The organism is Paenibacillus mesophilus (assembly GCF_005938385.1).
GTDB lineage: Bacteria > Bacillota > Bacilli > Paenibacillales > NBRC-103111 > Paenibacillus_AB > Paenibacillus_AB mesophilus.
In genome coordinates this window covers 474,368-496,128 of sequence record NZ_VCRA01000005.1, presented here as the reverse complement: position 1 = coordinate 496,128, position 21,761 = coordinate 474,368, and the positions used below count along the sequence as shown (strand labels likewise).

29 protein-coding genes are annotated in these 21,761 nt (G+C 48.9%); 27 read left to right on the top strand and 2 right to left on the bottom strand.

Annotation, left to right across the window (positions count from 1 at the left end):
- The first annotated feature begins 42 nt into the window (after positions 1 to 42).
- From FE783_RS12310 to FE783_RS12220, 19 genes are all read left to right on the top strand, one after another.
- Positions 43 to 423 (top strand): VOC family protein, encoded by a 381-nt coding sequence (locus FE783_RS12310; RefSeq protein WP_138879640.1) that lies wholly within the window; start codon positions 43 to 45, stop codon positions 421 to 423.
- Positions 424 to 459: 36 nt separating this feature from the next.
- Entirely contained in the window at positions 460 to 840 is a 381-nt protein-coding gene (locus FE783_RS12305) for a VOC family protein (protein WP_138879639.1), read from the top strand.
- A gap of 65 nt (positions 841 to 905) precedes the next feature.
- Positions 906 to 1,676: a methyltransferase domain-containing protein gene (locus FE783_RS12300; protein ID WP_138879638.1), complete on the top strand. Its 771-nt coding sequence runs from the start codon at positions 906 to 908 to the stop codon at positions 1,674 to 1,676.
- 38 nt (positions 1,677 to 1,714) lie between these two features.
- The gene (fosB, locus tag FE783_RS12295; protein ID WP_138879689.1) at positions 1,715 to 2,146 is read left to right on the top strand and encodes a metallothiol transferase FosB; all 432 of its coding nucleotides are present in this window, start codon (positions 1,715 to 1,717) and stop codon (positions 2,144 to 2,146) included.
- Positions 2,147 to 2,574: 428 nt separating this feature from the next.
- Positions 2,575 to 2,820, top strand: coding sequence for a hypothetical protein (locus tag FE783_RS12290; RefSeq protein WP_138879637.1), 246 nt, complete (start codon positions 2,575 to 2,577; stop codon positions 2,818 to 2,820).
- Between the two features lie 29 nt (positions 2,821 to 2,849).
- The gene (locus tag FE783_RS12285) at positions 2,850 to 3,521 is read left to right on the top strand and encodes a 3'-5' exonuclease (protein ID WP_138879636.1); all 672 of its coding nucleotides are present in this window, start codon (positions 2,850 to 2,852) and stop codon (positions 3,519 to 3,521) included.
- Between the two features lie 40 nt (positions 3,522 to 3,561).
- Complete coding sequence (locus tag FE783_RS12280) at positions 3,562 to 4,131, top strand: hypothetical protein (protein ID WP_138879635.1); 570 nt, start codon at positions 3,562 to 3,564, stop codon at positions 4,129 to 4,131.
- 25 nt (positions 4,132 to 4,156) lie between these two features.
- Complete coding sequence (locus FE783_RS12275; RefSeq protein WP_138879634.1) at positions 4,157 to 4,666, top strand: NUDIX hydrolase; 510 nt, start codon at positions 4,157 to 4,159, stop codon at positions 4,664 to 4,666.
- Between the two features lie 10 nt (positions 4,667 to 4,676).
- Positions 4,677 to 5,033 (top strand): NUDIX hydrolase, encoded by a 357-nt coding sequence (locus FE783_RS12270; protein ID WP_138879633.1) that lies wholly within the window; start codon positions 4,677 to 4,679, stop codon positions 5,031 to 5,033.
- Positions 5,034 to 5,043: 10 nt separating this feature from the next.
- The gene (locus FE783_RS12265) at positions 5,044 to 5,859 is read left to right on the top strand and encodes a metallophosphoesterase family protein (RefSeq protein ID WP_138879632.1); all 816 of its coding nucleotides are present in this window, start codon (positions 5,044 to 5,046) and stop codon (positions 5,857 to 5,859) included.
- 99 nt (positions 5,860 to 5,958) lie between these two features.
- Positions 5,959 to 6,264 carry an NUDIX hydrolase gene (locus tag FE783_RS12260; protein WP_138879631.1) on the top strand — a complete coding sequence of 102 codons (306 nt, stop codon included), beginning with the start codon at positions 5,959 to 5,961 and terminating at the stop codon, positions 6,262 to 6,264.
- A 46-nt stretch (positions 6,265 to 6,310) separates the two neighbouring features.
- On the top strand, positions 6,311 to 6,877 hold the full coding sequence (locus FE783_RS12255; protein WP_138879630.1) for a histidine phosphatase family protein: 567 nt from the start codon (positions 6,311 to 6,313) through the stop codon (positions 6,875 to 6,877).
- A gap of 73 nt (positions 6,878 to 6,950) precedes the next feature.
- Positions 6,951 to 7,589 (top strand): adenylate kinase, encoded by a 639-nt coding sequence (locus FE783_RS12250; RefSeq protein WP_138879629.1) that lies wholly within the window; start codon positions 6,951 to 6,953, stop codon positions 7,587 to 7,589.
- A 37-nt stretch (positions 7,590 to 7,626) separates the two neighbouring features.
- Complete coding sequence (locus tag FE783_RS12245) at positions 7,627 to 8,214, top strand: histidine phosphatase family protein (RefSeq protein ID WP_138879628.1); 588 nt, start codon at positions 7,627 to 7,629, stop codon at positions 8,212 to 8,214.
- 23 nt (positions 8,215 to 8,237) lie between these two features.
- Positions 8,238 to 8,756, top strand: a complete 519-nt coding sequence (locus tag FE783_RS12240; RefSeq protein ID WP_138879627.1) for a hypothetical protein — start codon at positions 8,238 to 8,240, stop codon at positions 8,754 to 8,756.
- A 16-nt stretch (positions 8,757 to 8,772) separates the two neighbouring features.
- Complete coding sequence (locus FE783_RS12235; protein WP_138879626.1) at positions 8,773 to 9,012, top strand: DUF3977 family protein; 240 nt, start codon at positions 8,773 to 8,775, stop codon at positions 9,010 to 9,012.
- A gap of 16 nt (positions 9,013 to 9,028) precedes the next feature.
- Positions 9,029 to 9,322 carry a MazG nucleotide pyrophosphohydrolase domain-containing protein gene (locus FE783_RS12230; protein ID WP_138879625.1) on the top strand — a complete coding sequence of 98 codons (294 nt, stop codon included), beginning with the start codon at positions 9,029 to 9,031 and terminating at the stop codon, positions 9,320 to 9,322.
- A gap of 93 nt (positions 9,323 to 9,415) precedes the next feature.
- The gene (locus tag FE783_RS12225) at positions 9,416 to 9,913 is read left to right on the top strand and encodes an NUDIX domain-containing protein (protein WP_138879624.1); all 498 of its coding nucleotides are present in this window, start codon (positions 9,416 to 9,418) and stop codon (positions 9,911 to 9,913) included.
- A gap of 37 nt (positions 9,914 to 9,950) precedes the next feature.
- Positions 9,951 to 10,526 (top strand): plasmid pRiA4b ORF-3 family protein, encoded by a 576-nt coding sequence (locus FE783_RS12220; RefSeq protein WP_138879623.1) that lies wholly within the window; start codon positions 9,951 to 9,953, stop codon positions 10,524 to 10,526.
- Positions 10,527 to 10,583: 57 nt separating this feature from the next.
- On the opposite strand, the gene FE783_RS12215 is transcribed toward FE783_RS12220, so the two are convergent.
- Positions 10,584 to 10,985 (bottom strand): YmaF family protein, encoded by a 402-nt coding sequence (locus FE783_RS12215; protein ID WP_138879622.1) that lies wholly within the window; start codon positions 10,983 to 10,985, stop codon positions 10,584 to 10,586.
- 176 nt (positions 10,986 to 11,161) lie between these two features.
- On the opposite strand from FE783_RS12215, the gene FE783_RS12210 reads away from it, so the two are divergent.
- The 7 genes from FE783_RS12210 to FE783_RS12180 all read left to right on the top strand — a co-directional run bounded on the left by FE783_RS12210 (position 11,162) and on the right by FE783_RS12180 (position 18,895).
- Complete coding sequence (locus FE783_RS12210; protein ID WP_138879621.1) at positions 11,162 to 11,893, top strand: ABC transporter ATP-binding protein; 732 nt, start codon at positions 11,162 to 11,164, stop codon at positions 11,891 to 11,893.
- Positions 11,877 to 12,902, top strand: a complete 1,026-nt coding sequence (locus FE783_RS12205) for an efflux RND transporter periplasmic adaptor subunit (RefSeq protein ID WP_138879620.1) — start codon at positions 11,877 to 11,879, stop codon at positions 12,900 to 12,902. The genes FE783_RS12210 and FE783_RS12205 overlap by 17 nt, the downstream gene beginning before the upstream one ends.
- A gap of 39 nt (positions 12,903 to 12,941) precedes the next feature.
- A complete protein-coding gene (locus FE783_RS12200) occupies positions 12,942 to 15,830 on the top strand; it encodes an ABC transporter permease (protein WP_138879619.1) in 2,889 nt (962 codons plus the stop codon).
- 3 nt (positions 15,831 to 15,833) lie between these two features.
- Positions 15,834 to 16,739, top strand: a complete 906-nt coding sequence (locus FE783_RS12195; protein WP_138879618.1) for an ABC transporter ATP-binding protein — start codon at positions 15,834 to 15,836, stop codon at positions 16,737 to 16,739.
- 203 nt (positions 16,740 to 16,942) lie between these two features.
- Positions 16,943 to 17,590 carry a peptidylprolyl isomerase gene (locus FE783_RS12190; protein ID WP_138879688.1) on the top strand — a complete coding sequence of 216 codons (648 nt, stop codon included), beginning with the start codon at positions 16,943 to 16,945 and terminating at the stop codon, positions 17,588 to 17,590.
- Between the two features lie 81 nt (positions 17,591 to 17,671).
- The gene (locus FE783_RS12185; RefSeq protein ID WP_138879617.1) at positions 17,672 to 18,214 is read left to right on the top strand and encodes a ribonuclease FAU-1 family protein; all 543 of its coding nucleotides are present in this window, start codon (positions 17,672 to 17,674) and stop codon (positions 18,212 to 18,214) included.
- A gap of 48 nt (positions 18,215 to 18,262) precedes the next feature.
- On the top strand, positions 18,263 to 18,895 hold the full coding sequence (locus tag FE783_RS12180) for a YdcF family protein (RefSeq protein WP_238403000.1): 633 nt from the start codon (positions 18,263 to 18,265) through the stop codon (positions 18,893 to 18,895).
- A gap of 16 nt (positions 18,896 to 18,911) precedes the next feature.
- On the opposite strand, the gene FE783_RS12175 is transcribed toward FE783_RS12180, so the two are convergent.
- Positions 18,912 to 20,198, bottom strand: a complete 1,287-nt coding sequence (locus FE783_RS12175; protein WP_158301760.1) for a polysaccharide deacetylase family protein — start codon at positions 20,196 to 20,198, stop codon at positions 18,912 to 18,914.
- A gap of 294 nt (positions 20,199 to 20,492) precedes the next feature.
- On the opposite strand from FE783_RS12175, the gene FE783_RS12170 reads away from it, so the two are divergent.
- A complete protein-coding gene (locus FE783_RS12170; protein WP_138879615.1) occupies positions 20,493 to 21,464 on the top strand; it encodes an AAA family ATPase in 972 nt (323 codons plus the stop codon).
- Positions 21,465 to 21,761 lie beyond the last annotated feature (297 nt).

The following is a 21,761-nucleotide window of genomic DNA, read 5'->3' as shown; positions in this document are numbered from 1 at the left end:
ACGGGCGCTGAAGAAACAGTAAACGAAAAAAGGAGAAATTAGATGGGAACAGAACCTAAACTCACTAGTGTGGATAGTATCTATATTCCGGTTCATAATCGCGAGCAATCCATGAAATGGTATATCGAGCAATTCGATCTGGAAGTGGAGGGCGATCATTTAAAGATCGGGAATACGGAGCTCTTTTTCCTGGAGACATTGGAACAACAACGATTGCTATTTACGACCAAGGATTGGAAGACGGGAGAGGATTATTATAAAATGCCTGTCTTTTGTTTCAGGACAACCGACATTCATAGTCTGTATAACCAGCTTAAGGAAAAAGGAATAATAGTCGAAGACATCGTTGAACACGGATGGTTTGAAGAATTCGATCTATATGACCTCGATCAGAATAAGCTTAAGGTGTGGAAATCGAAATAATAGATAGCAGGAGTATAACAAAAGGCGGGAGGATAGATGATGATTCAGAAGATCAAGCAAATCGAGAACATCCAAATTCCGGTAAAAGATCTGGAAGAATCGGTTAATTGGTATCAGAATGTTCTAGGATTCAAGGAAGTCGGGAGAGAGAACAAAGATCTTGCCTTTCTTGCTCTAGAATCGGGGAACCACATTAATTTATGGAGAACCGGAGACCATTCTACGATTAATTTTACTAGAAATGGAGAGGAAATGGCTGCTTTTGTAATGGTTACGGAGGATATAGAGCATCTGAAAAAAGAGTTGGAACACAATGACGTCGATATATTGTGGTATAGCAATGAAGGATTTGCAACAGGCATGAAATTTAAAGACCCTACAGGTAATTTGATGCTTGTGCTTGAGTATAAGAAGTAAGAACACATCGGTTGTGTGCATCTCGTAAATAGAATGAGCGGAGCAAGCTGAAAGGACCAAGCCAAATGAAATCGAAAGCCGAAGCTTTTTCAAAATCGATCGACCCCTACTTGAACTATACCAAGATGCCGTGGGGGAAGCTGTTTTATTTGTCGGCATGGAATCAGATCGATGAACATCTGAGTGCGTCGAGTCAATCCATATTGGACATTGGCTGCGGATTCGGCCTATCCAGTTTGGAATATGCCGGAAGGGGAAACGAGGTAACCGGAATCGATCCGACTCCGGAAATAATTGAAATAGCAAAGGAATCGGCAGATCGTGAAGGTTTATCCGTTCGTTTTGCTGCCGCAGCATTTCAGTCGGCACTTCATTTAGTAGAACGATATGACTGGATTTTCTGCCATAACGTGCTTGAATATGTGGAGAATCCCGTAGAATTTATCGAGAAGATCAGTGCCTGCCAGGGCGCAGGGGGACATCTCTCCATCATCGCTCATAACCCTACTGCAAAAGTGATGAAGAAGGCGATCGTGAATAAAAACCCGGAAGAAGCTTTGGCAAGCATCGGGAGCACTCAAGAATATAGCGGCATTATTCAGACCGATATTACCATTTATACGCGTGATCAATTGGAAGCTTGGCTTGAACAATATGGCTATGAAGTGATCGGGACCTATGGCATCCATAATCTATACGGCTATATTACCGACAATGAAGTAAAGATGGACGATACATGGAATAACCAGATCATTAAACTGGAAATGGAATTGGGGAAGCTGCATCCGTATAAGGACATAGCGATATTTAGCCATCTTATAGCAAGGAAGAGATAACAGAACCGATATTCATCCTACATAAAGGAACAACAATGATGCAAATTCAAGAGCTTAACCATATTTGTTTCTCAGTATCTAACTTGGAGCAGTCCATCCGTTTCTATGAGCAAGTTTTCGATGCGACGCTGCTAGTGAAAGGCAGGAAGCTGGCTTACTTCGACTTGTACGGAATATGGATCGCCTTGAATGAAGAGTGTGACATACCGCGTAATGAAATCCAATACTCCTACACCCATTTGGCTTTTACCATTGAAGAGGAAGATTTCGACAAATGGAAATCAAAATTGGAAAGGCTGCATGTACGACTACTGCCCGGAAGAGAAAGAGATGAGAAGGACAAGAAATCCATTTATTTTGTCGATCCCGACGGGCATAAGTTTGAACTGCATACCGGGAGGCTAAAGGACCGAATGGACTACTACAAAAAGGATAAAAAATATATGCAGTTCTTTGATTCATTGCAGTAAGGAAGGTAAATTGCCATGAAGGAGATGATGGTATGAGTGACGGCTGGGCAGCTTGCCGCCGGCGATTGACAAAGCGGGGCAGAATGACGATCAGATAGACTTTATACATATTTTCGCCAAGTCCAAGTCGGAATATGAACAATACATAGACATGAAGAAAAGAATGAAGCAAACGGGGATGCTTTGGGTTTCTTGGCCGAAGAAATCTTCGAAGATCCAAACGGATTTGAATGAGGATGTTATCAGACAGATCGTATTGGATAACCGGTTGGTTGATGTTAAGGTGTGTGCTATAGACGAGACATGGTCGGGTCTTAAATTAGTAATACCGATAAAGTATAGAGCAGGTGCTGGAACATGACATCGCACATGCTCGGCATCACTTGAAACAGATTGTGGAAAGATGATCTCAATCACGGAGGAATAGGATGACTAAATTACTAGAGACAAAGCAGGAGATAGAACGTCTTATCTATAATCGAAATCTGGCAATGGAAATTCATAATGGTACTTTGCACTTGCGCGATCTTGAAACCAACGAAGTGCTGCTTATGGAAATAACAAGGGTCAATCGGAATATATCGACTAGTAAAAATCCGCTCGTTCTAATTGCTGTATTTTTGCTGATTTTTTTGGCAACCGTTGGAGTCGTGCATTTTATATCGAGTCAGTAGAAGCGGAAATAGTCAGAAGGAGACTTTTCATGCAAATTTCATATTTATCAAAGGACGAATATAGGGTAAGCGACGTCCAATTAAGTAACTTGCACGATCATAAATTTTGCGTATTTGATTTTGAAGGAACCGGGATTCATTTTGAAACGGAATGCATTACGCAAATTGGCGCAGTTCTCGTGGAGGACAGCAGCATACATACAACCTGTGCCTTCAATTCGTTAGTGCGATCTCCCAAACCAATCCCGCCCGCGATTGAAGAGCTGACGGGCATAACGAATCAAGATATGTGGAACACCCCTACTTTTCCGGAAGTGTACGAGAATTTTATTTTATTTACTAGAGATACCGTTCTGGTTACTCAAGCCGGATACGAGTACGATGTTCCGCTGTTGGAGAAGTACTGCAGAGAACATCAATTGCCAATGCTGCCAAATCCTATACTGGATACAAAGGCGCTGTTTACTTATTTGCATCCGGATATCCCAGACGTAATCTCGACGGACTTTTTGATCCGATATTATGCTATTGATATTGGCGATGTTAAGCGACATGATGCTTTAGGCGATTGCACAATAATCGGTAAAATCTTCATTGAGATTATGGAAGAGTACAAAGAGAGAGCGATAAAGGATCTTCAAATCAACAATCTCCATGTAAAACGATTTATTATTCCCGGCATGTATCTCGGCGATGGCTGACCGACCCATCAGCGAGAAAAACGGAGGTGGCGATGCGTTGGTGAAACGATCTCGTTACATGGTGCCGCTCCTGCTCCTATGCGCGCTTACGGTATACGCGTATATATCCTATTACAGCCAAGAGAGCATTCTCGATCGAGTCGTTCAGAGGAATGGATATGAGCTATACCAACGACAACAATCGGTTCCGTTCGAGTTTTACTTAGACCCCGACTGGCTGCCTAAAACTTCCGAAGAAGTTGAATATCACATACAGCTTGGCAGTCTGCACAATACGGATATTATTTTGGACCGGATTATATCAAGAGATAAGTCGATTTATATCGGCTTGAAAGCTGTGCCCCATATGAAAATATTTTTAGGATCTTTTCTATACATTTGGGACATCAAAGACAATAACACGTCATCTTCTTATGATCCGATCGATGAGTGGCAGTTGTTGGACAAAAACCGATTGCCCCTGCAGCAATTCACGATGAATTATGGAACAGGAGAAGGCCCGGGGAATACGTTTGGAATCGAAATCGATAAGAAATACATGGAGCTGCTGCAACAAGGGCTTTACTTTAAGTTTTCCGGGTTCATTTTGTACGAGTACTGGAAAAAATAAAATTTAGTGGCAAAAGGAGAAACGAATGAAGCTGCTGGCTGAAATTGCGGAAGAGGATATCGGATATGAAATGCCGCAGACAGAGAACAACTATCGGGTTAGGAAAGCTTCGAGAGCGATAGTCGTGAACGCTTTGAAACAAATAGCTCTGCTGTATGTTTCGAAGCAAAATTATCATAAACTGCCGGGTGGCGGAATCGAACGGGGGGAGAGCATCGCCGACGCACTGAGTCGCGAAATCATGGAAGAGGTAGGCGTCGAGATAAAGGTAAACGGAGAAGTAGGGCTCATCATCGAGTATAGGGATCGGTTCGAGTTATTGCAAATATCCTATTGTTTCTTTGCAAGTATGGAGCGAACCAAAGAAGGTCCGTCTTTTACGGAAGAAGAGCAACAAGATGGATTTGAATTGAAATGGGTTGAATTGGAAGAAGCGATTGAACTGGTTCGGGATGATGTCCCGACGAATTACGTAGGAAGATTTATACAAAAGAGAGACTATGCCTTTTTAAGAGCTTTTCAAGAAAGGAAGTAGGAGTGAAACCATGACAGCTCAAGGATTAATCGTTCAAGACAACCGGTTCTTAATGGTGAAGCAACAAAAACATGGGCGAATTTTTTGGAACTTTCCCGGAGGGCATATCGAGGAGGGCGAGTCGCCCGAGGAAGCGTGCATCAGAGAAATCGAAGAAGAGACGGGTTATCGCGTAGCCATTCAACAGCTCGTTTATGCGACTCCGACGAAATATTCTTTCACGGCTGCCATCATATCGGGGACGATGAAGTTGGAAGACAAATTGCTTGATATTGCGTGGGTATCGGAGCAAGAGGCGGATAAGTGGGATGGCAAGACATTAAAAGTTTTAGAACAGTACAAAGCATTCATGAGTAAGAGAGGATAGGGAAATTGGAATGAAGACCGCCTTTGTTGCCGATTTGCATAGCGATGTGAAGCAATATCTCGAACTCCGGAATTTGATTCATGAAAACAAAATTGAATCCTTATTGATAGGCGGGGATTTGTTAGCGTACAGCCGAGACATGAAAGAGCAAATCGATTTCATCGAACGGTTTCTGATCGAGTATTTTCAATCTCTCTCCATACCGATCCTATTGATTCCGGGGAATGTGGAGTGGCTTGGCGCGGCTGCCTATTATGAGGCATTGGCAAAGAAGCGGCAAATTTCGTTGCTGGGCTTGAACCCGCTTGAATGTAATCGATGGAAAATTATCGGATATTCATACTCCAATCCGAGTCCTTTTCCACGGAAAGACTTCGAACGAAGAGATATGAAGCATGAGAAATTTGTAACGGACAAACCGATCTATACTTCGGATATCAATGGCGTTCTGGTTGAGGAAGACCCGGCTTATTTAAACCGGCAGCCCAGCATAGAGGACGATCTCGATCAGCTGAACGATCAAGGAATATGGGTGATGCACGCTCCACCCTTCGATACAAAGCTTGACGCAATCCATGGCGGTAACCATGTAGGCAGCAAGGCGATCAGAAAGAGAATCGAACAAATACAACCCACGCTCACTTTGCATGGACATATTCATGAGTCTCCCTACGTAACGAACGGATGGTTCGATACGATTGGAAAGACGATTTGCATCAATCCCGGGAGAGGAGCCGACCTGCACGCAGTCATTCTGGATCTGGGAGAAAACGGCGAGATTGCATCGGCAGAGCATACGATATTCGGTAAACAAATATTTGGTTAATACGGTAATGAGAATGTGCAAAGGCGAGTGATAAGATGGGAACCCGGAGCTGTGTCGCAATGATTCGGGAAAATCGGATTTTAATGGTGCAACAGGAGTATAAAGGCGAGACGATGTATAGAAGAAGGGGAGACGCCAGCGGAGGCGGCGATAAGGGAAGTTCAAGAAGAGACGGGATTAAGAATTGAAATAGTCAGACTGCTGTTGGAGATGCATAACGAGAAAATAAATGGGATGTACTATTGTTTCTTGGGCGAAGTGATAGAGGGTACGGCCAGACTGGGGAGAGACCCGGAGCTGGACGAGCATAGCCAGCAATTAAAGCAGCTGAAATGGACGGACCTGGCGGAATTGACCGAGCATGCTGAAATTATGAGAATACGACAGGCGATAGCCGGCGCTTAGCATATTGAGTCCGGTGCAATCTAAGAAGGGAATGTGGAAGCAAGCGATGAACACTTGCATATATTTCATAAGGCATGCGGAATCGGTTTATATCGAAGGGAACGAGCGGGAGCGGGGACTAACGGACAAAGGCATGAAGGATGCGGCGGCGATACGGGAATTGTTACTGGGCGAGCAAATCGATGTATTCGTTTCCAGTCCTTATCGAAGAGCGGTACATACGATCCAGGAGTTGGCGGATGCAGCCGGACAATCCATTCTGATCGAGGAAGATTTGCGTGAACGGCAATTATCGGGAGCAGACGTCGGCAAAGACCGGTTTATGGAAGCGAAAAGAAAAGTATTCGAAGAGCCCGATTTCTCCTTTCCGGGAGGGGAGTCTAGCCGTGAAGCTCAAAACCGGGCCGGCGGGGTCGTTGCAAGACTGCTTCAGCAATATAGCGGGAAAAAAATAGGAATCGGAACGCACGGGGATATTATGACGCTGATGATGAATCGTTACGACGAGAAGTATGGCTACGATTTCTGGAGAAGTACGACGATGCCGGACATATATAAATTGAAGTTTGACCGGAACGATATGCTGATAGAAGTAACAAGGCTTTGGAAATGAGAGAGGGTTAACACAAGGGACTAGAAATGGATTATAATGGAATCCGAGGTTTACGTACAAAAGGAGGTTTTTCATGAATATCGTACTGCTAGGTTTACCCGGAGCAGGTAAGGGGACGCAAGCCAAAATTATCGTCAATCATTTGTCGATACCTCATATCTCTACGGGCGACTTATTTCGGCAAGCTTATCAGGCCAAAACGGAACTAGGACTTAGAGCAAAGGAATTTATGGATAAGGGAGAACTCATACCGGATGAGGTAACGATCGGACTTGCCTTCAGCAGAATAGGCGAAGTAGACTGCGCCCGCGGTTTTTTACTGGACGGATTTCCAAGAAACTTGAATCAAGCTCGAGCGCTGAGGAATTATTTGGATAGCGGCTCCAAGCAAATACGCCATGTAGTGTATGTCGAAGTCGATGAGAATCTGCTGCTGGAACGGCTGACCGGCAGAAGAGTATGTGTCGGCTGCGGCACAACTTTCCATCTAATCTATAACCCGCCGGCAAATGACAATGCTTGTGATTGTTGCAATGGAGAGATCATCCAGCGGGAAGATGATCGCGAAGAAACGGTCAAAGAAAGGTTAAAAATAAATAAGGAACTCACTCATAAACTCGTACAATTTTATGGGGATGAAGGGATACTGAGAAAGGTGGATGGGGCGAAAGGAATTGACGAGGTCACGAAGGACGTACTGGGCTTATTCTAAAGCGGATCCTAAATGAACGTTATTCAAGGAGGCTTCGATGAAAACATACATTTACTTTGTCCGACATGCAAAATCGCTGTTCGTCCCTTCCGTGGATCAAGAAAGAGCGAGGGGATTAACGGAGCAAGGGAAGCGGGATGCCGCCAAAGTAACGGACTTATTGGCGGAGGAAGGAATAGACGTACTGGTTTCGAGTCCTTATGCCAGAGCGGTTGAGACGATACAGGGACTGGCCGATCATCTAAACAAGAAAATTGCGGTTTATGAGGAGCTTAGAGAAAGACCAATCGCAAGCTTGGCTTACGACATTCCCGAGGAGATGGTGCAGCAGGCCATCGAGAAGTCTTTCACCGATGCGGACTACTGTCTGACCGAAGGCGAATCGACCAGAATGGCCCGGGAAAGAGCGATGCCCATTATACAAAGCCTATTGTCGGAACATAAAGGAAGAAACGTCGTAATAGGGACTCACGGAAATATTATGACGATCATCATGAACGGGCTGGATCGCGACTACGGATACGGCTTCTGGAAACAAACGACGAAGCCGGATGTATATAAGCTTGAATTCGAAGAAGAACGTTTACGGAAAGTAGAACGGCTATGGAAGCCCCAAGAATCATAAATGCTAATAGGAAAGGAGACATAATGAGGACTCGAATTTCCTGGTCCATTGGAGCGATTGTGGTGATCTTATCTTTGCTGTTCATACTGTGCATCAGATTCGACATCGGTCCGAGATCGCTCCATTATTATATTACCCGGAGCACGCCGATCTCTTATGAAGAGATAGACGGCATTCGATTGCGAACGAACTTGAGTGAAGCGGCTCCGGTTCACGGACAAGCCAAAGCGACGAAGGAAACCGATCAATACGTTTACTATGAATTCGATAGCGGAATCGAGGCTGCCGCACTAAAAACAAATCATGATATTGTCCGGATCAGCATAGACGGGAAAGGAAAACAAAAGACGGGTAAAGGAATATCGATCGGTGACAGTACCCGGGACGTAAAAGCGCGGTACGGCAAAAACTGCTACAAGCGAAGCGAGCAGGGGGCCGATATTATCGGCTATATCGATAAGAACAAACAAGTAACGCTGGAGTTTTGGCTTCAGGGAAACAAAGTATCGTTGATCCGCTATGATTTGAAGACGATGAATTGAACCGAAGGGGCGTTCAATGAAAAAGTATATAGAAATCGGAATCGGGAACAGCTGGTTCGTAAGAACGGAATACGAGCATGACGACGGAACAGAGTACGAAGTGAAGGGGGCCCAATTTCCAATAACCGTTCGATCAATGTATATTAGAATATGGGTAGGAAAGAAGGTATGGATAATAGATACTGCAGAAGGTATAAAGCTGTCGCGGAAGGACAGACATAGAATCAAAATTGTGGCAGGAATAGCCGGAGAATAGAGGTAGAGACATACAGATGCACGATGATGGATGGACTCTGAAGAAATTTCAAGAATATATTAAAAGGTCCGATTACAGTCCCGAACGTAAACACGATTATTTTCTAAAACTGGTAGAAGAAGTGGGGGAGCTATCGGAAGTAATAAGAAAAAATAAGAGAATGACGGAAAATGCGATAAAAGGAACTATAGAAGAAGAACTATACGATGTTTTATACTACGTTGCAGCATTAGCGAACGTTTACGAGATCGATTTGGAGCAGTGCTTCGAGCTGAAGGAAGAGATAAATAAGTTGAAATGGAATAAGTGATAGGTAGCTCCTATTCATCTGATAAGTGTTATATATTTCTCTAATAAACGCTTTTCCTGTACATTAGAAAGAAATGGAACAGGAGTGGTCGGGATGAACAAGCCGTTATCCGCCGGGGCGGGAGGAGTATTGCTTCAATCTGGTAACGTTCTGTTGGTTCAAGTCAATTACGGCGCCAATAAAGGACTATGGATGCTGCCAGGTGGATTCGTAGAACCAGGGGAAAGTATAGAACAAGCGGGAATCCGCGAGTTTATGGAAGAAACAGGGTTGGACGTAACCGTAAAACGAATCGTCGGTATTCGATCCGGGGTAAGAGAATCTTCAGACGGTACGGAAGCCGGAATCTATATCGTTTTCGAAATGGAGTATCGATCAGGCGATATAAGGAAGGATGACCGGGAAATAGCCGCGTGCAAATATTGGAACGTGGAAGAAGCTTTGCAAAGCGATGTTGTGATTGATCTGACCAAGCAGTTTATTGAAAGTGCTTTATGCTCGAATGGAGGACTATCCCCGGGGCGTACCGGCTTAAAAACGAAAACAACCTATAAAACGTATGAGTATTACAAAATAATCGGAGAATCATAAGGAACGGGAAAATTGATAGTGAGGAGGTAGGTCTTGGATGAAAAAGGAAAAAAGCGTTTATCAATTCAAAATTACATTAAAAGGCACGAAACCGCCTGTCTGGAGAAGGATACAAGTCCCGGAAACTTACACCTTTTATGACTTGCATGTAGCAATACAAGACTCGATGGGCTGGATGGATAGTCATCTCCATGAGTTCAACGTCGTAAATCCGAAAACTGGGAAGCTCGTAAACATAGGGATTCCAAGCGAAGAGGATGATTACGGCAGCCGAGTTCTTCAAGGATGGAGCCATAAAATAGCCAAGTATTTCAACATGGAAAATACGAAGGCGACGTATGTTTACGATTTCGGCGATGGCTGGGAGCATACCGTCGTACTTGAAGCCATAAGTCCGAGAGAAGCGGATCGGTCGTACCCGGTCTGTATGAAAGGCAAGAGAGCGTGCCCGCCCGAAGATTGCGGCGGAGTTTGGGGATACCAAGATATTTGTGAAGGCAAGCATGACTTCCAGGAGGAATACGCGGATTATGATCCGGACTATTTCGAGCCTGACGAAGTAGTATTTGAAGATCCGAAAGCAAGATTCGATCAAAATTTCGAGCTGGTATAAACACTATAGGGAAGACGCCTTGCCGGACAATATAGGCCAAAAAGGCGTCTTCCTTTTTCACCAGCCGGCAGGCTCATAGCCAAGCCCCGTGCTTGTAGCGCCGGAGTAAAGATGCGTATGCCGCGGGATGGTAAGGACGGTTTTGTAGCTTCCTCCTTCAAACAGGAAGGGCTCGTCGTTTACCTCTCCGTTAATGTGATGGTAGTGGGAGCCGTCCGGAAGAGCGATTGCCGGTCCGGTAATACCGTAGAACCGGTGGAAATGGATTTGCCCGTCATAGGCAGCTACCCGCGTAACCCCCTGGAAATCATGATGATGACCATCCGAACCGGAGCCGTTGACCGGGTACGTAAAAAAATCTATTACGTGCGAATGTCCAAGCTCGGAGGAGGATCGGACCCGGGCGTAGTGGGCATGCGACGGACAACCATACCTATCGATCGGCTTGTGCGGGAGCATAACGGCATACCTCCTTTGTGCTAGCGTATGCGGTCTTAGGGCGATTCATCACAGACGCGTTTTGAAACGGTCATCGAACAAATTCCCCCCTTTTCTAACAAAACATATCTTTTTTGTTCGCTTGAAACCGATTACAGTAATAGCATCGACGCTTATGTAAAAAATGGGGTGAAAACATGGAGACGATTCGCAAAACGGATCTGGCACTGTACGATCCGACTCGAGACAGCGATCCGATCCTGAAGGCGGTCGGAATCAAGCGCGTGTTCGGCCGGGGATCCGCTGCTGTTCATGCATTGAAGGGCGCGAATTTATCGATTCCTTACGGTCGTTTAGTTGCGCTAAAAGGACGCTCCGGCTCCGGGAAAACGACGCTGATCAATATGCTCGGCGCGTTGGACGTTCCGACTGAAGGAGCGATCTATTTTTGCGGGCAAGAGATCACGACGCTGGGGGAGAAAACCCGAAATCAACTGCGGCGCACCCAAATGGGCTTTATTTTTCAATCGTTTGCACTAATGCCGCTCATGTCGGCTTACGAGAATGTCGAGTTCGGCTTGCGGATCGCGGGTATTCCGACGAAACGTCACCGCGAGCTAGCCGAACGGGCGCTCGACAATGTGGGGCTGAAAGCCCGGATGAATCACAGACCGTTCGAAATGTCGGGAGGCGAGCAGCAGCGTACCGCCATTGCGAGAGCGATAGCCCACCGCCCGAAGCTGCTGCTGGCCGACGAGCCTACTGCCGAATTGGACAGTAAAATGGGGCTGCAAATTATTAAAATTTTCAAAGATTTGGTCCAGCAGGAAGGGATGACGATCGTCATCACGACACACGATCCGGCGATCATGGAAATCGTCGACCAAGTCTACGCATTGGAGGATGGGCAAATTGTCGACCAAGGGTAAAACGTTTACAAGCCGCGCGTGTATCGCCGCACTCATCATCGCCGCCTGTTCCGGCTGCTCCCTGATCCCGAAGGAGGACGAACCGCTTAAGCCGCCGCTCGTCAAGCCCGTCAAGGAAAATTACCAGATTGCCGACGTCAAAACCGGATCGGTTACGAAAGCCATTAAAGGCGTCGCGACTGTCGAATCGACCAATGTGAAAAATCATGAATTTACGGGCACTTCGGGTAAAATTCAGGAGGTTCTGATCATCAAAGATACAATGGTCAAAAAAGGGGACCCGTTGATCACTCTCGACGCCGGCGACTCGGCCATCGTGCTGAAGGAGAGGGAACGCGATTACGAGCAATCGAAGTACAATCTGGATCAAGCGAAGCTGACCCAGGATGAGAACAAAATGAAAATTCGGCTCATGGAGCTGGAAATCGCCCAATTGAGACTGAGCGACGCCCGCAAGGCGGTCGAAGGCAAAACGATGCGGGCGCAAATGGACGGCCGTATCACATTTGTCGATCCGGCTAAGCCGGGCGATACGGTGCAGGCGAACAAAACGTACGTCATCATCTCCGACCCGAACTCGATCCGGCTTGCTTATACGTCGGGGAATACGAGCGATATGCTGGAAGTTCAGGTTGGCGTTCCGGTAGATGTAACTGTAAAAGGGAAAAAGTTGGTCGGCAAAGTCGTCCAGTCTCCTTCGAATACGCCTCCGACCGACAACAAGCAGCTTGCGGACCGGTATGCGAAAACACTATTTATCGATGTCCAGAATCCTACCCCGGATATGACGCTCGGCTCGACGGCCGACATCAATATCGTGACGCGTAAGAAAGATAATGTGCTGATTGTCCCTGCAAGGGCGCTGGCCCAATATTTAGGCCGAAACTACGTGAAGGTGCTGGAAGGCGACAGCATCAAGGAAATCGATGTCGAGAAGGGGCTCGAGACCGTGGACGGCGTTGAAATCGTGAAAGGGCTGAAGGAAGGACAGAAGCTGATTTTACAATAAATTCGATTGCCGCCCCCCTCGGAAGGAGGAACCGTTTTCGTGGCTATTCTAGTCATGATTTTCCGCAAAATGCTTAAAAATAAATGGCTCGAGCTCAGTCTGCTGTTCGGGCTCGTGCTCTCGGTAGCGCTCGTAAGCAGCATGCCGATTTATACCGAGGCGATTTTGCAGCGAATGCTCGTCAAGGAGTTGGAGAACTACCAGGTTTCTTCGGGCTCGTATCCGCTTACTTACCGGACCGGAATATTCCTTACCGGGGAAACGCCCAAGGAGAACGGCGACAGTGCCCGCAATGTGGATCAATTCATGCAGCAGATGGGCAGCCGGTTCGATCTTCCGATCCGCGCGTATGTGAAGGAGCGGGGAACGGACACATTCGCGTTCAGTCCGAAGGACACGGAGCGGATGGACGCTTCGGTCAAGCGGAATGTGGATATCGTCGCGCTGTCGGACTTCGAGGAGCATGTCAAGCTGGTGGACGGCGTTATGCCCGCCAAAGAGCCGGTCAACGGAGTGTTCGAAGTGCTCGTTGTGGAAAGCGCGTTGACTCAGCTCAAAATGGTGCTCGGCAACGAATTCGTGATCGAGGACGAGCGGGTGAAAAACCCGATTACGATCAAGCCGGTAGGCGTAATTAATCCGAAGGACGAGCACGATTTGTACTGGAATACGCCGCTCGAAAGCTACGGAAGATCGTTCATTATGGATTACGATACGTTCGAGAAATATATTACCGGCGGGGGCGACATAACGGTTCGGGCCGGTTTCTGGTATTTCGCGCTCGAGTATTCCCGCATGAACATGAGCTCGATCGAATCGTTCATCCGCACTCACCAACGGATCGAGTCGTATGTTGTAAATACGTTCCCGAGTCAAGCGATCAAAGCTCCCGCACTGGGCGTTATTTCGAAATATATGGACCGACAGGAGCAGCTTCGCGTCATGCTGTGGTCTTTGAACGTGCCGGTCATGATTATGCTGGGCTTCTATTTGTTCATGGTATCGAACTTGATTGTCGAAAGGCAGAAAACCGAAATCGCCGTATTGCGAAGCCGCGGCGCAAGCCGGATGCAGATTTTGCTCAGTTACGTAATCGAGGGAGTGATGCTCGGGGCGATCGCCTATGCGATTGGACCGTACGCGGGAATGGCGCTGACGAATATGCTTGGCGCGTCCAACGGATTCCTGGAGTTCGTCCAGAGATCGGCCTTGATCGTAACCGTGAACGCAACAGCTTACAAGTATGCGTTATACGCGGTCGGGTTTTCGTTGATCATGACCTTGATCCCGGCTTTTCTCGCGACACGCACTTCGATTGTCGGGCACAAGCAGCAGATGGCGCGCATGTCGAAGATGTCGTTTACGCACAAATATTTTATCGATATCCTGCTTCTCGGCGTATCGATTTACGGCCTCCAAAGCTTCAAACGCCGCATGAGCGACCTGCAGTCGCTGGGCCTGGATTCGGCCAATTTCAAAGTCGATCCATTGTTGTTTCTCGTACCGGCTCTGTTCACGCTGGGTCTCGGACTTCTCCTGCTGCGCGTGTATCCGCTCTTCATCCGGCTCGTGTACTGGCTCGGACGCAAGCTGTGGCCGCCTTCGTTGTATTCGACACTGATTCAGGTCGGACGCTCCAGCAACCAGTACAACTTCCTGATGGTGTTCCTGATGATTACGCTCGCAACCGGCTTATTCAGCGCAAGCGCCGCGCGGACGATGAACAGCAATACGCTCGAGAAAGTGAAATACAAGAACGGCACCGACGTCGTCCTGAACGTCAAATGGGAAAATGATGCGCCTCCTCCGATGATGGGGGGCGGGGAAGAGACCGAAGTGGAAGAGGAGGAGCCATCCTCAGCCGTTCCGATTATCATGGGGCCGAAGCGGATCCAATATACGGAGCCGCCGTTCCAAGTATTCAGCGATCTTCCGGGTGTCGCGAGCGCGGCCAAAGTGTTCGTGAAGGACGACGCGGTCGCGCAGTTGGGCAAAGCCTCGTCGAAAATCAAACTGATGGGCATCGATACGGATGAGTTCGGCAGAACGGCCTACATGAAGGACCGGCTGCTGGAGCATCATTTCTACGATTATTTGAATCTGATCTCGACCGAGCCTTCCGCTATCCTCATCTCCCGGACGATGGCCGAGCAGATGGGCGTGAAGGAAGGCGATTCCGTCAACATCGGCTGGAATAACGTCTCGTATAAGCCGTTCACGATCTACGGGATCATCGACTATTGGCCGACGTTCAATCCGAATCCGCTGCAGGCCGCGGCCGCGAATAAAAAGCCGGAATTGCCGAAAGTGGTCGTCGGGCACTTAAGCTACATCCAGAGCGCTATCGCCCTGGAGCCGTACCAGGTTTGGATCGACTTGAAGGATGAGCCTTCCGCGAAGCAGCAGTTCAACGAAGCGCTGAATGCAAAGGAAATCCCGATCGAAAGCTTCGTCGATACCAGCTATGAGCTGACTCAAGCGAAGAACGACCCGTTCCAAATGGCCATCAACGGCGTTATGACGCTAGGCTTCCTGATCAGTGTCGTAATCAGCTTCTTCGGGTTCTTGCTGTACTGGGTGCTTTCCTTGAATGGCCGGGTGCTGCAATACGGGATACTGCGGGCGATGGGCATATCGTTCATGCAGCTGATCGGGATGCTGATAACGGAGCAAGTATTGACGTCCGGAGCGGCGTTCCTGCTCGGAGCCGGCATCGGTAATGTGACGAGTCTGCTCTTCGTGCCGCTGTTCCAGCTGTCGTTCAACTCGACTACTCAAGTCCCGCCGTTCCAGGTCATGTTCGACTCGACGGATTCCGTGCGCCTGTACATTATCGTAACGATCATGATCACGATCGGGCTCGGCATACTGGGATATCTTCTCTCGCGCATCAAAATTCATCAGGCCGTCAAGCTGGGGGAGGACTAATCGATGATCCATTGCGACAATTTGGTGAAAATATACAAGGTTGCCGATCTGGAGGTCGTGGCGCTTCAGGGACTCGATCTGCACGTCGAGCCGGGCGAGCTGATGGCGATTATCGGGAACAGCGGAAGCGGCAAATCGACGCTCCTGAATATGCTGGGCGGTCTCGACCGGCCTTCCGCAGGCAACCTGGTCGTGGACGGCAAAGACTTGTTGAAATTTACGGAAAAAGATATCGTCCGCTACAAAAGGGAGACGGTAGGGTTCGTTTGGCAAAACAATGCGCGCAACTTGATTCCTTACTTGACGGCGCTTGAAAATGTCGAGCTGCCTATTCTGCTGCAGGGCCGCAGACGACGGCAAAGAGCGCTCGAGCTGCTGGAAGCGGTAGGACTCGGACATCGGATCAAAAACAGGCTGAACCAACTGTCCGGCGGGGAGCAGCAGCGCGTTGCGATCGCTATCGCTCTGGCGAATCATCCGCGGCTGCTGCTTGCCGACGAGCCTACCGGTTCGCTCGATACGAAAATGTCCAATCAAATTTTGGACTTGTTCCGCGAGCTGAACCGGTCGCTCGGTCTGACCGTTGTCATCGTTACTCACGATCCGCTTCTAGCCAAAAAGGTAGACCGTGTCGTCGCGATCCGCGACGGTAAAACGGCATCGGAATTCATCCGCAGCCGATCGTACGCCGACGAGCTGGCCGAGCTGACGCAAGGAGCTCCCGCCGAGGAGGAAACGCATGTGGAATACGCGATTCTGGACAAGGCGGGCCGGCTGCAAATTCCGTCCAATTATTTGGAGGCGGTCGGGATGAAAAATTCGAACAAAATGGTCGTATCGGTCGAAGACGGCAAGATCGTTCTTCTGCCGCCGGAGCCGGAAAAAGAGAAGGAGAAGGTAGCCAAGTAGGCGGCTGCCGAGATTTCCTCCTTTTGCAAACTTTCTCAACAGTCCCATCCCCGCGAACGGCGGGGATTTTTTGCTATCACTTCAAGGCGGGAGAGTCGCCAAATTTGATCGGCGGCGCGAACCAGTGGTATAATTTGGGGCGGGAAAATACATCGAAGCGGGAGTGGGTCGAATTGATCAAGCAACGGTTCCATGCGCTGCGCATGATGGCGGCGGTAGCAGCAATCGCACTGGCGCTTGCCGGATGCGGCGGGGCACAACAAGGTGGAAATGCTTCCGGGAACGCCGGAGGAACGAGCGGAGTAAGCGGGGAGAAGAGCTGGAGCTCGCCGCCGCCGATGACGTTGAAATCCGATAAGAAATACGAAGCGGTGTTCGATACGACCGAAGGCAAGTTTACGGTCAATTTGTTCAACGACACGGCTCCGAAGACGGTGAACAGTTTCGTATTTTTGTCCAAGCAAGGCTTCTACAACAATGTGATCTTTCATCGGATTATGAAGTCGTTCATGATTCAAACCGGCGATCCGACAGGAACCGGAACGGGCGGCCCGGGCTACACGATCGAGGATGAATTGAAGACGACTTACAAATATGATCCGGGTATCGTCGCGATGGCCAATACGGGAGCCAAAAATTCGGGAGGAAGCCAGTTTTTCATCTGTACGGGACCGGACTGTGCGGCCAGCCTGAATCCTCGGCCGAACTATACGATTTTCGGACAAGTGACTTCCGGGATGGACGTCGTTCAGAAAATTGCCGCGACGCCCGTGAAGCAAAGTCCTAGAGGAGAAATGAGCGTCCCGACCAAGGAAGTGAAAATCAACAAGATTGAAATTAAGGAACTTTAACGGAATAACATAATTCCGTTAAAGTTCCTATCGAGAAATAAACGGGTTGTTCATAACCTAATGGGAGAGGATTGAACCGAATTGATTCGAAAATATGCGGATCGAACCGAATGGGGGAGAATCGTTGAGAAGAAATTTACCGTTGTGCCGAAGAAAACGATCGGTTTCTCCGGAACGGTAACGCTATTTGAGATGGTGAAGGTGAAGGCGCCGCTGTACAAGCAATATGAGCAGGACCAGGAGAAGGTATGCATCGCCGCCGACGGCTACAAGTGGCTGCAGCAGTTTCCCGAGCTTGCGAATTACATCGTTACGGCGATGTATGACGATGGGGACCGGCTCGTCCAATGGGTCATATCGATATGCAAATGCCAGGGCGTCCTGCATAATAACATTCCGTGGTATGACGATCTTTACTTGAATATTGTCATTTTGCCCGGTGGACAGTTGTACGTGACCGGACAAGACCGGCTTGACGACGCCGTCCGGCGAGACGAGCTCGGAGAAGAAGACGTCCAATTGGCATGGAATACGGCCAATCTGGTGATGGACGAGTATCGCAAAGGCTCGTTCGATATGCTGCTGATGTCGGACAAGCATCTGCAAGAAATGTTGGAGGAGTAATCGTTCGCGGGGCGCGGTTACGGTCCGGGAGGAGGTGAAGTATACGCATTGAACACGATAATGAGTACCCGAAAGTCAAGCCGGTATCGCAAGCTTTGGGTGCTGGCTTCCGTCGCGGCGGTCATTGGCATCATCTGGGTCGGCTACATCCAATGGCTCATTCATTCCGCCCAAAATCGCACGCCGGGCCCAAACGCCGATGTCGCGATCGTGCTGGGCGCTTCACTTTGGAACGATAAGCCGAGTCCCGGACTGCGCGAGCGATTGGACCTCGCCTACGAGCTTTATCGGGATAAGAAAGTGAACCGTCTGATCGTATCGGGAGGATTGGACGCGAACGGCGCCACGATTACGGAAGCCGAAGGGATGAAACGGTATTTGCAAGAGCGGGGCGTGCCGGGCGAAGCCATTTTCGAGGAGCGGGAAGCTACTAGCACGTACGAGAATTTGTTGTACAGCAAGCGGATTATGGACCGTGAAGGCTGGGCGCATCCGATTATCGTCACACACCAGTTTCACGGCGCCCGTGCCATGGACATCGCACGTTTCGTCGGGCTTTCCGACGTGACTACGTCCTTGACGGAATCCCAAGTCATGTGGATGCCATGGCACAAATTCAGGGAGACGCTTGCTTTTACGAAATGGTACGCCGACAAGCTGAGAATGAGTTTAACACGTTAGGATTCGTAATAGCTCATTAGGCGATATAACGGATTTTCAGCTCGTTTTTGGAAATGGCCACGATTTTAGGCTCGAGCAAATCGGTCTTTTCTTTTAATCGTTTTTTGCCGTTAGGATGAACGACGTAGAGCAGAAATTTTAAGTAGATCCGGGTCGCACGGGCGAATAGTCCTTCCGGTAAATCGAAGACGGTAAAGCCGAGCTGTTTGGAGCCGCGATGGATCATCGTAATTCCGTATAAGCCCTTCACATTTTGATACAACGGATCGGTCAGCAGCAGTTTGCTTATTTCCGGCATCAGCGTACGGGTTCTCCGGATCAATTGGGTGGCCAATTGTACGCTGCTGCGGGCATCGAGCCCGAGCTTAAACAACGTGTAATTGTCCAGATGCATTTCGGCCACCAGATCGCCCTTGCGGATTTGCTCGCCGTCCGGGAGCAGGATCGGCTGTTTGCCTAAATATTCGCGCACGCGAAGCTTCAGCAGAGGATCGCTGCGGTCAACCGCCTTCAAACGGAACAGCTTGACGAAGCAGCGCTCCCAGGCCATCCATACGTTGAAGAGCATGCGTTTGAACATGCCGAGCCGATGCTCCGTCGAGGCATGCATCAATTCATCCACGCGTACCGGTTTCAAGCCCCTTTGTCTCATGCTGGCAAGGACTTCGTCCAGAGCGTTCAACATGTGAGCCGGCGCATCGCGGTCCGCCCCGAATGTCTCTCCGCTATCGTGCAGCAGAACGACCGACCCTTCCTTTATCCCGTTCATAAGCCTGATCTTCAGCTTCGTTTTGCCGATTCGGCTGCGCCAATCTTTGGGCATGACGGACCAGAGCACGACCTTGTAAGGTTTAAGCGTGATCAGATCGAATAAATTCAAAATGCCCCAGGGAGGCCTGTAATAAACCGGCTTCGCCCCGGTAATGGAGGCCACGATTTCGGCCGACCGGTCCGCTTGCTTTCTCCGGACATTCCAAGGAAACTGGAACCAGTTGGACATGTGTGAATAATTGTGGATGCCGATCTGATGCCCTTCCTTGTGGATTCGCTCGATCAGGCCGGCCTGTCGCTCCGCCTTCGAGCCCAGTACGAAAAAGGTAGCCTTGGCCTCATGCTTTCTAAGCAGATCGAGCAAAAGCGGAGTATACACCGGATCGGGACCGTCGTCGAACGTCAGCGCGACTTGATTGGAAACTTTCCCTCTGCGGAATACGCCGATAGCGAATATGCGCGTCACCACCCAGGGAACGATTGTATAGGCTACCACGATTAGTACGAAAGAGAATAACAGACGTTCTCTCATGGACATCCTCCTATAGTTTCGGACCACCCGATGCAGGTTGCTTTCAGGTGAAGTCTACCATACCGGCTTGCGAAGTCCAAGTGAAAAAATCGTTGAAATAGGGGAATATTCGCCTGGTTGTCCGGCCGGCTGCAAAAATCGGAAATTTGTGCAAAAGAGCTTATTTTGATTCATAGGACAACTTCTTGCTTTGTACATTATAGGCAGGGGATATTTCGCTAGCAGCCATACGGCGAATGGTTCCGACGGGCTTAAAGCATCCGTGCCTGCACCTTCGAAGAAGAGGTGATTCCGATGAACAGTCGAGTGATTTCCAGCGATATGGCTAAAGCTTCCAGGCAAATCAATGTCGTGCTTCGTACGCCCGAGCCTATATCCGCGCCCGTATCCGAGCCGGAGCCTCAACCAAGCGGCAAATCGGTTCCGTCACAAGGCCCTTTCGCGGATATTATGAAAGAATTGGATCAGATGGTCGGTCTGGAAAACGTCAAGGAGCTCGTGTATGAAATATACGCCTTGCTGCAGATCGGACAATACCGCACAGACGCGGGACTTACGTCGAATCAACAAGTATACCATATGGTTTTCAAAGGAAACCCCGGAACCGGCAAGACGACCGTTGCCCGCATTATCGCCAAGCTGTTTCAAGCGATGGGTTTGCTGCCCAAAGGTCATCTGGTCGAGGTGGAGCGGGCCGATCTGGTCGGCGAATACATTGGCCATACGGCACTCAAAACGCGGGATTTGATCAAAAAGGCGATGGGCGGCATCTTGTTCATCGATGAAGCGTACAGCTTGGCTCGCGGCGGCGAGAAAGATTTCGGCAAGGAAGCGATCGATACGCTCGTGAAAGCGATGGAGGATTATAAAAATCAGTTTGTGCTCATTTTGGCTGGATATTCGGAAGAAATGGAGTTTTTTTTGGCAACGAATCCAGGTCTCCCTTCGCGCTTCCCGATTGCGATCGATTTCCCCGACTATACGACGGATCAGCTTGTTCAAATCGCCGAATTAATGGTTAGAGAACGGGATTACACCTTAATACCCGCCACCATCATGAGGCTTCGCCAGCTGCTTGCCGCGGAGAAGAGCCGCGACCCTTCGGCCTTCAGCAATGCCAGATTCGTCCGCAATCTGATGGAGCGCTCCGTAAGGCACCAGGCGGTCCGACTGCTGAGCCAATACAATACGACGGCTCCGGGCAGACAAGAGCTGATGTCGATCAAGCCGGAGGACATGCGCACGGACAAAAAGAACGGCTTCTGAGCTTGCCGACATGAAACCGGCAAGGAGCAAGCATACTAATAGGCGCAGCGCCATAACCGAACAAGGAGGAACTACAGATGCCTGATAACGATAACGGCTCCCAGAAACGCGCGCCGGAACCGAACGACCCGAAGAAGCAGGGGCGGTCGGCCGCGAAGAAAAAGTCGAAGTAAGCAGAATGCTGAAACCGGGAAGCCGCCATGTGGCGGCTTTTGTACTTGTTGCTTCCGGGGACTTGTATAGTGGGGAGGGGAGACCGGGACAGGAAAAGCAAGTTTGATGTATAATACGTTCAAT

Bases quoted from the DNA above. Each gene is read 5' to 3' on its own strand.
- FE783_RS12310 (WP_138879640.1), top strand. From the start codon at position 43: ATGGGAACAGAACCTAAACTCACTAGTGTGGATAGTATCTATATTCCG.
- FE783_RS12305 (WP_138879639.1), top strand. From the start codon at position 460: ATGATGATTCAGAAGATCAAGCAAATCGAGAACATCCAAATTCCGGTA.
- FE783_RS12300 (WP_138879638.1), top strand. From the start codon at position 906: ATGAAATCGAAAGCCGAAGCTTTTTCAAAATCGATCGACCCCTACTTG.
- fosB (WP_138879689.1), top strand. From the start codon at position 1,715: ATGCAAATTCAAGAGCTTAACCATATTTGTTTCTCAGTATCTAACTTG.
- FE783_RS12290 (WP_138879637.1), top strand. From the start codon at position 2,575: ATGACTAAATTACTAGAGACAAAGCAGGAGATAGAACGTCTTATCTAT.
- FE783_RS12285 (WP_138879636.1), top strand. From the start codon at position 2,850: ATGCAAATTTCATATTTATCAAAGGACGAATATAGGGTAAGCGACGTC.
- FE783_RS12275 (WP_138879634.1), top strand. From the start codon at position 4,157: ATGAAGCTGCTGGCTGAAATTGCGGAAGAGGATATCGGATATGAAATG.
- FE783_RS12270 (WP_138879633.1), top strand. From the start codon at position 4,677: ATGACAGCTCAAGGATTAATCGTTCAAGACAACCGGTTCTTAATGGTG.
- FE783_RS12265 (WP_138879632.1), top strand. From the start codon at position 5,044: ATGAAGACCGCCTTTGTTGCCGATTTGCATAGCGATGTGAAGCAATAT.
- FE783_RS12255 (WP_138879630.1), top strand. From the start codon at position 6,311: ATGAACACTTGCATATATTTCATAAGGCATGCGGAATCGGTTTATATC.
- FE783_RS12250 (WP_138879629.1), top strand. From the start codon at position 6,951: ATGAATATCGTACTGCTAGGTTTACCCGGAGCAGGTAAGGGGACGCAA.
- FE783_RS12245 (WP_138879628.1), top strand. From the start codon at position 7,627: ATGAAAACATACATTTACTTTGTCCGACATGCAAAATCGCTGTTCGTC.
- FE783_RS12240 (WP_138879627.1), top strand. From the start codon at position 8,238: ATGAGGACTCGAATTTCCTGGTCCATTGGAGCGATTGTGGTGATCTTA.
- FE783_RS12235 (WP_138879626.1), top strand. From the start codon at position 8,773: ATGAAAAAGTATATAGAAATCGGAATCGGGAACAGCTGGTTCGTAAGA.
- FE783_RS12230 (WP_138879625.1), top strand. From the start codon at position 9,029: ATGCACGATGATGGATGGACTCTGAAGAAATTTCAAGAATATATTAAA.
- FE783_RS12225 (WP_138879624.1), top strand. From the start codon at position 9,416: ATGAACAAGCCGTTATCCGCCGGGGCGGGAGGAGTATTGCTTCAATCT.
- FE783_RS12220 (WP_138879623.1), top strand. From the start codon at position 9,951: ATGAAAAAGGAAAAAAGCGTTTATCAATTCAAAATTACATTAAAAGGC.
- FE783_RS12215 (WP_138879622.1), bottom strand. From the start codon at position 10,985: ATGCTCCCGCACAAGCCGATCGATAGGTATGGTTGTCCGTCGCATGCC.
- FE783_RS12210 (WP_138879621.1), top strand. From the start codon at position 11,162: ATGGAGACGATTCGCAAAACGGATCTGGCACTGTACGATCCGACTCGA.
- FE783_RS12195 (WP_138879618.1), top strand. From the start codon at position 15,834: ATGATCCATTGCGACAATTTGGTGAAAATATACAAGGTTGCCGATCTG.
- FE783_RS12190 (WP_138879688.1), top strand. From the start codon at position 16,943: ATGATGGCGGCGGTAGCAGCAATCGCACTGGCGCTTGCCGGATGCGGC.
- FE783_RS12175 (WP_158301760.1), bottom strand. From the start codon at position 20,198: ATGAGAGAACGTCTGTTATTCTCTTTCGTACTAATCGTGGTAGCCTAT.
- FE783_RS12170 (WP_138879615.1), top strand. From the start codon at position 20,493: ATGAACAGTCGAGTGATTTCCAGCGATATGGCTAAAGCTTCCAGGCAA.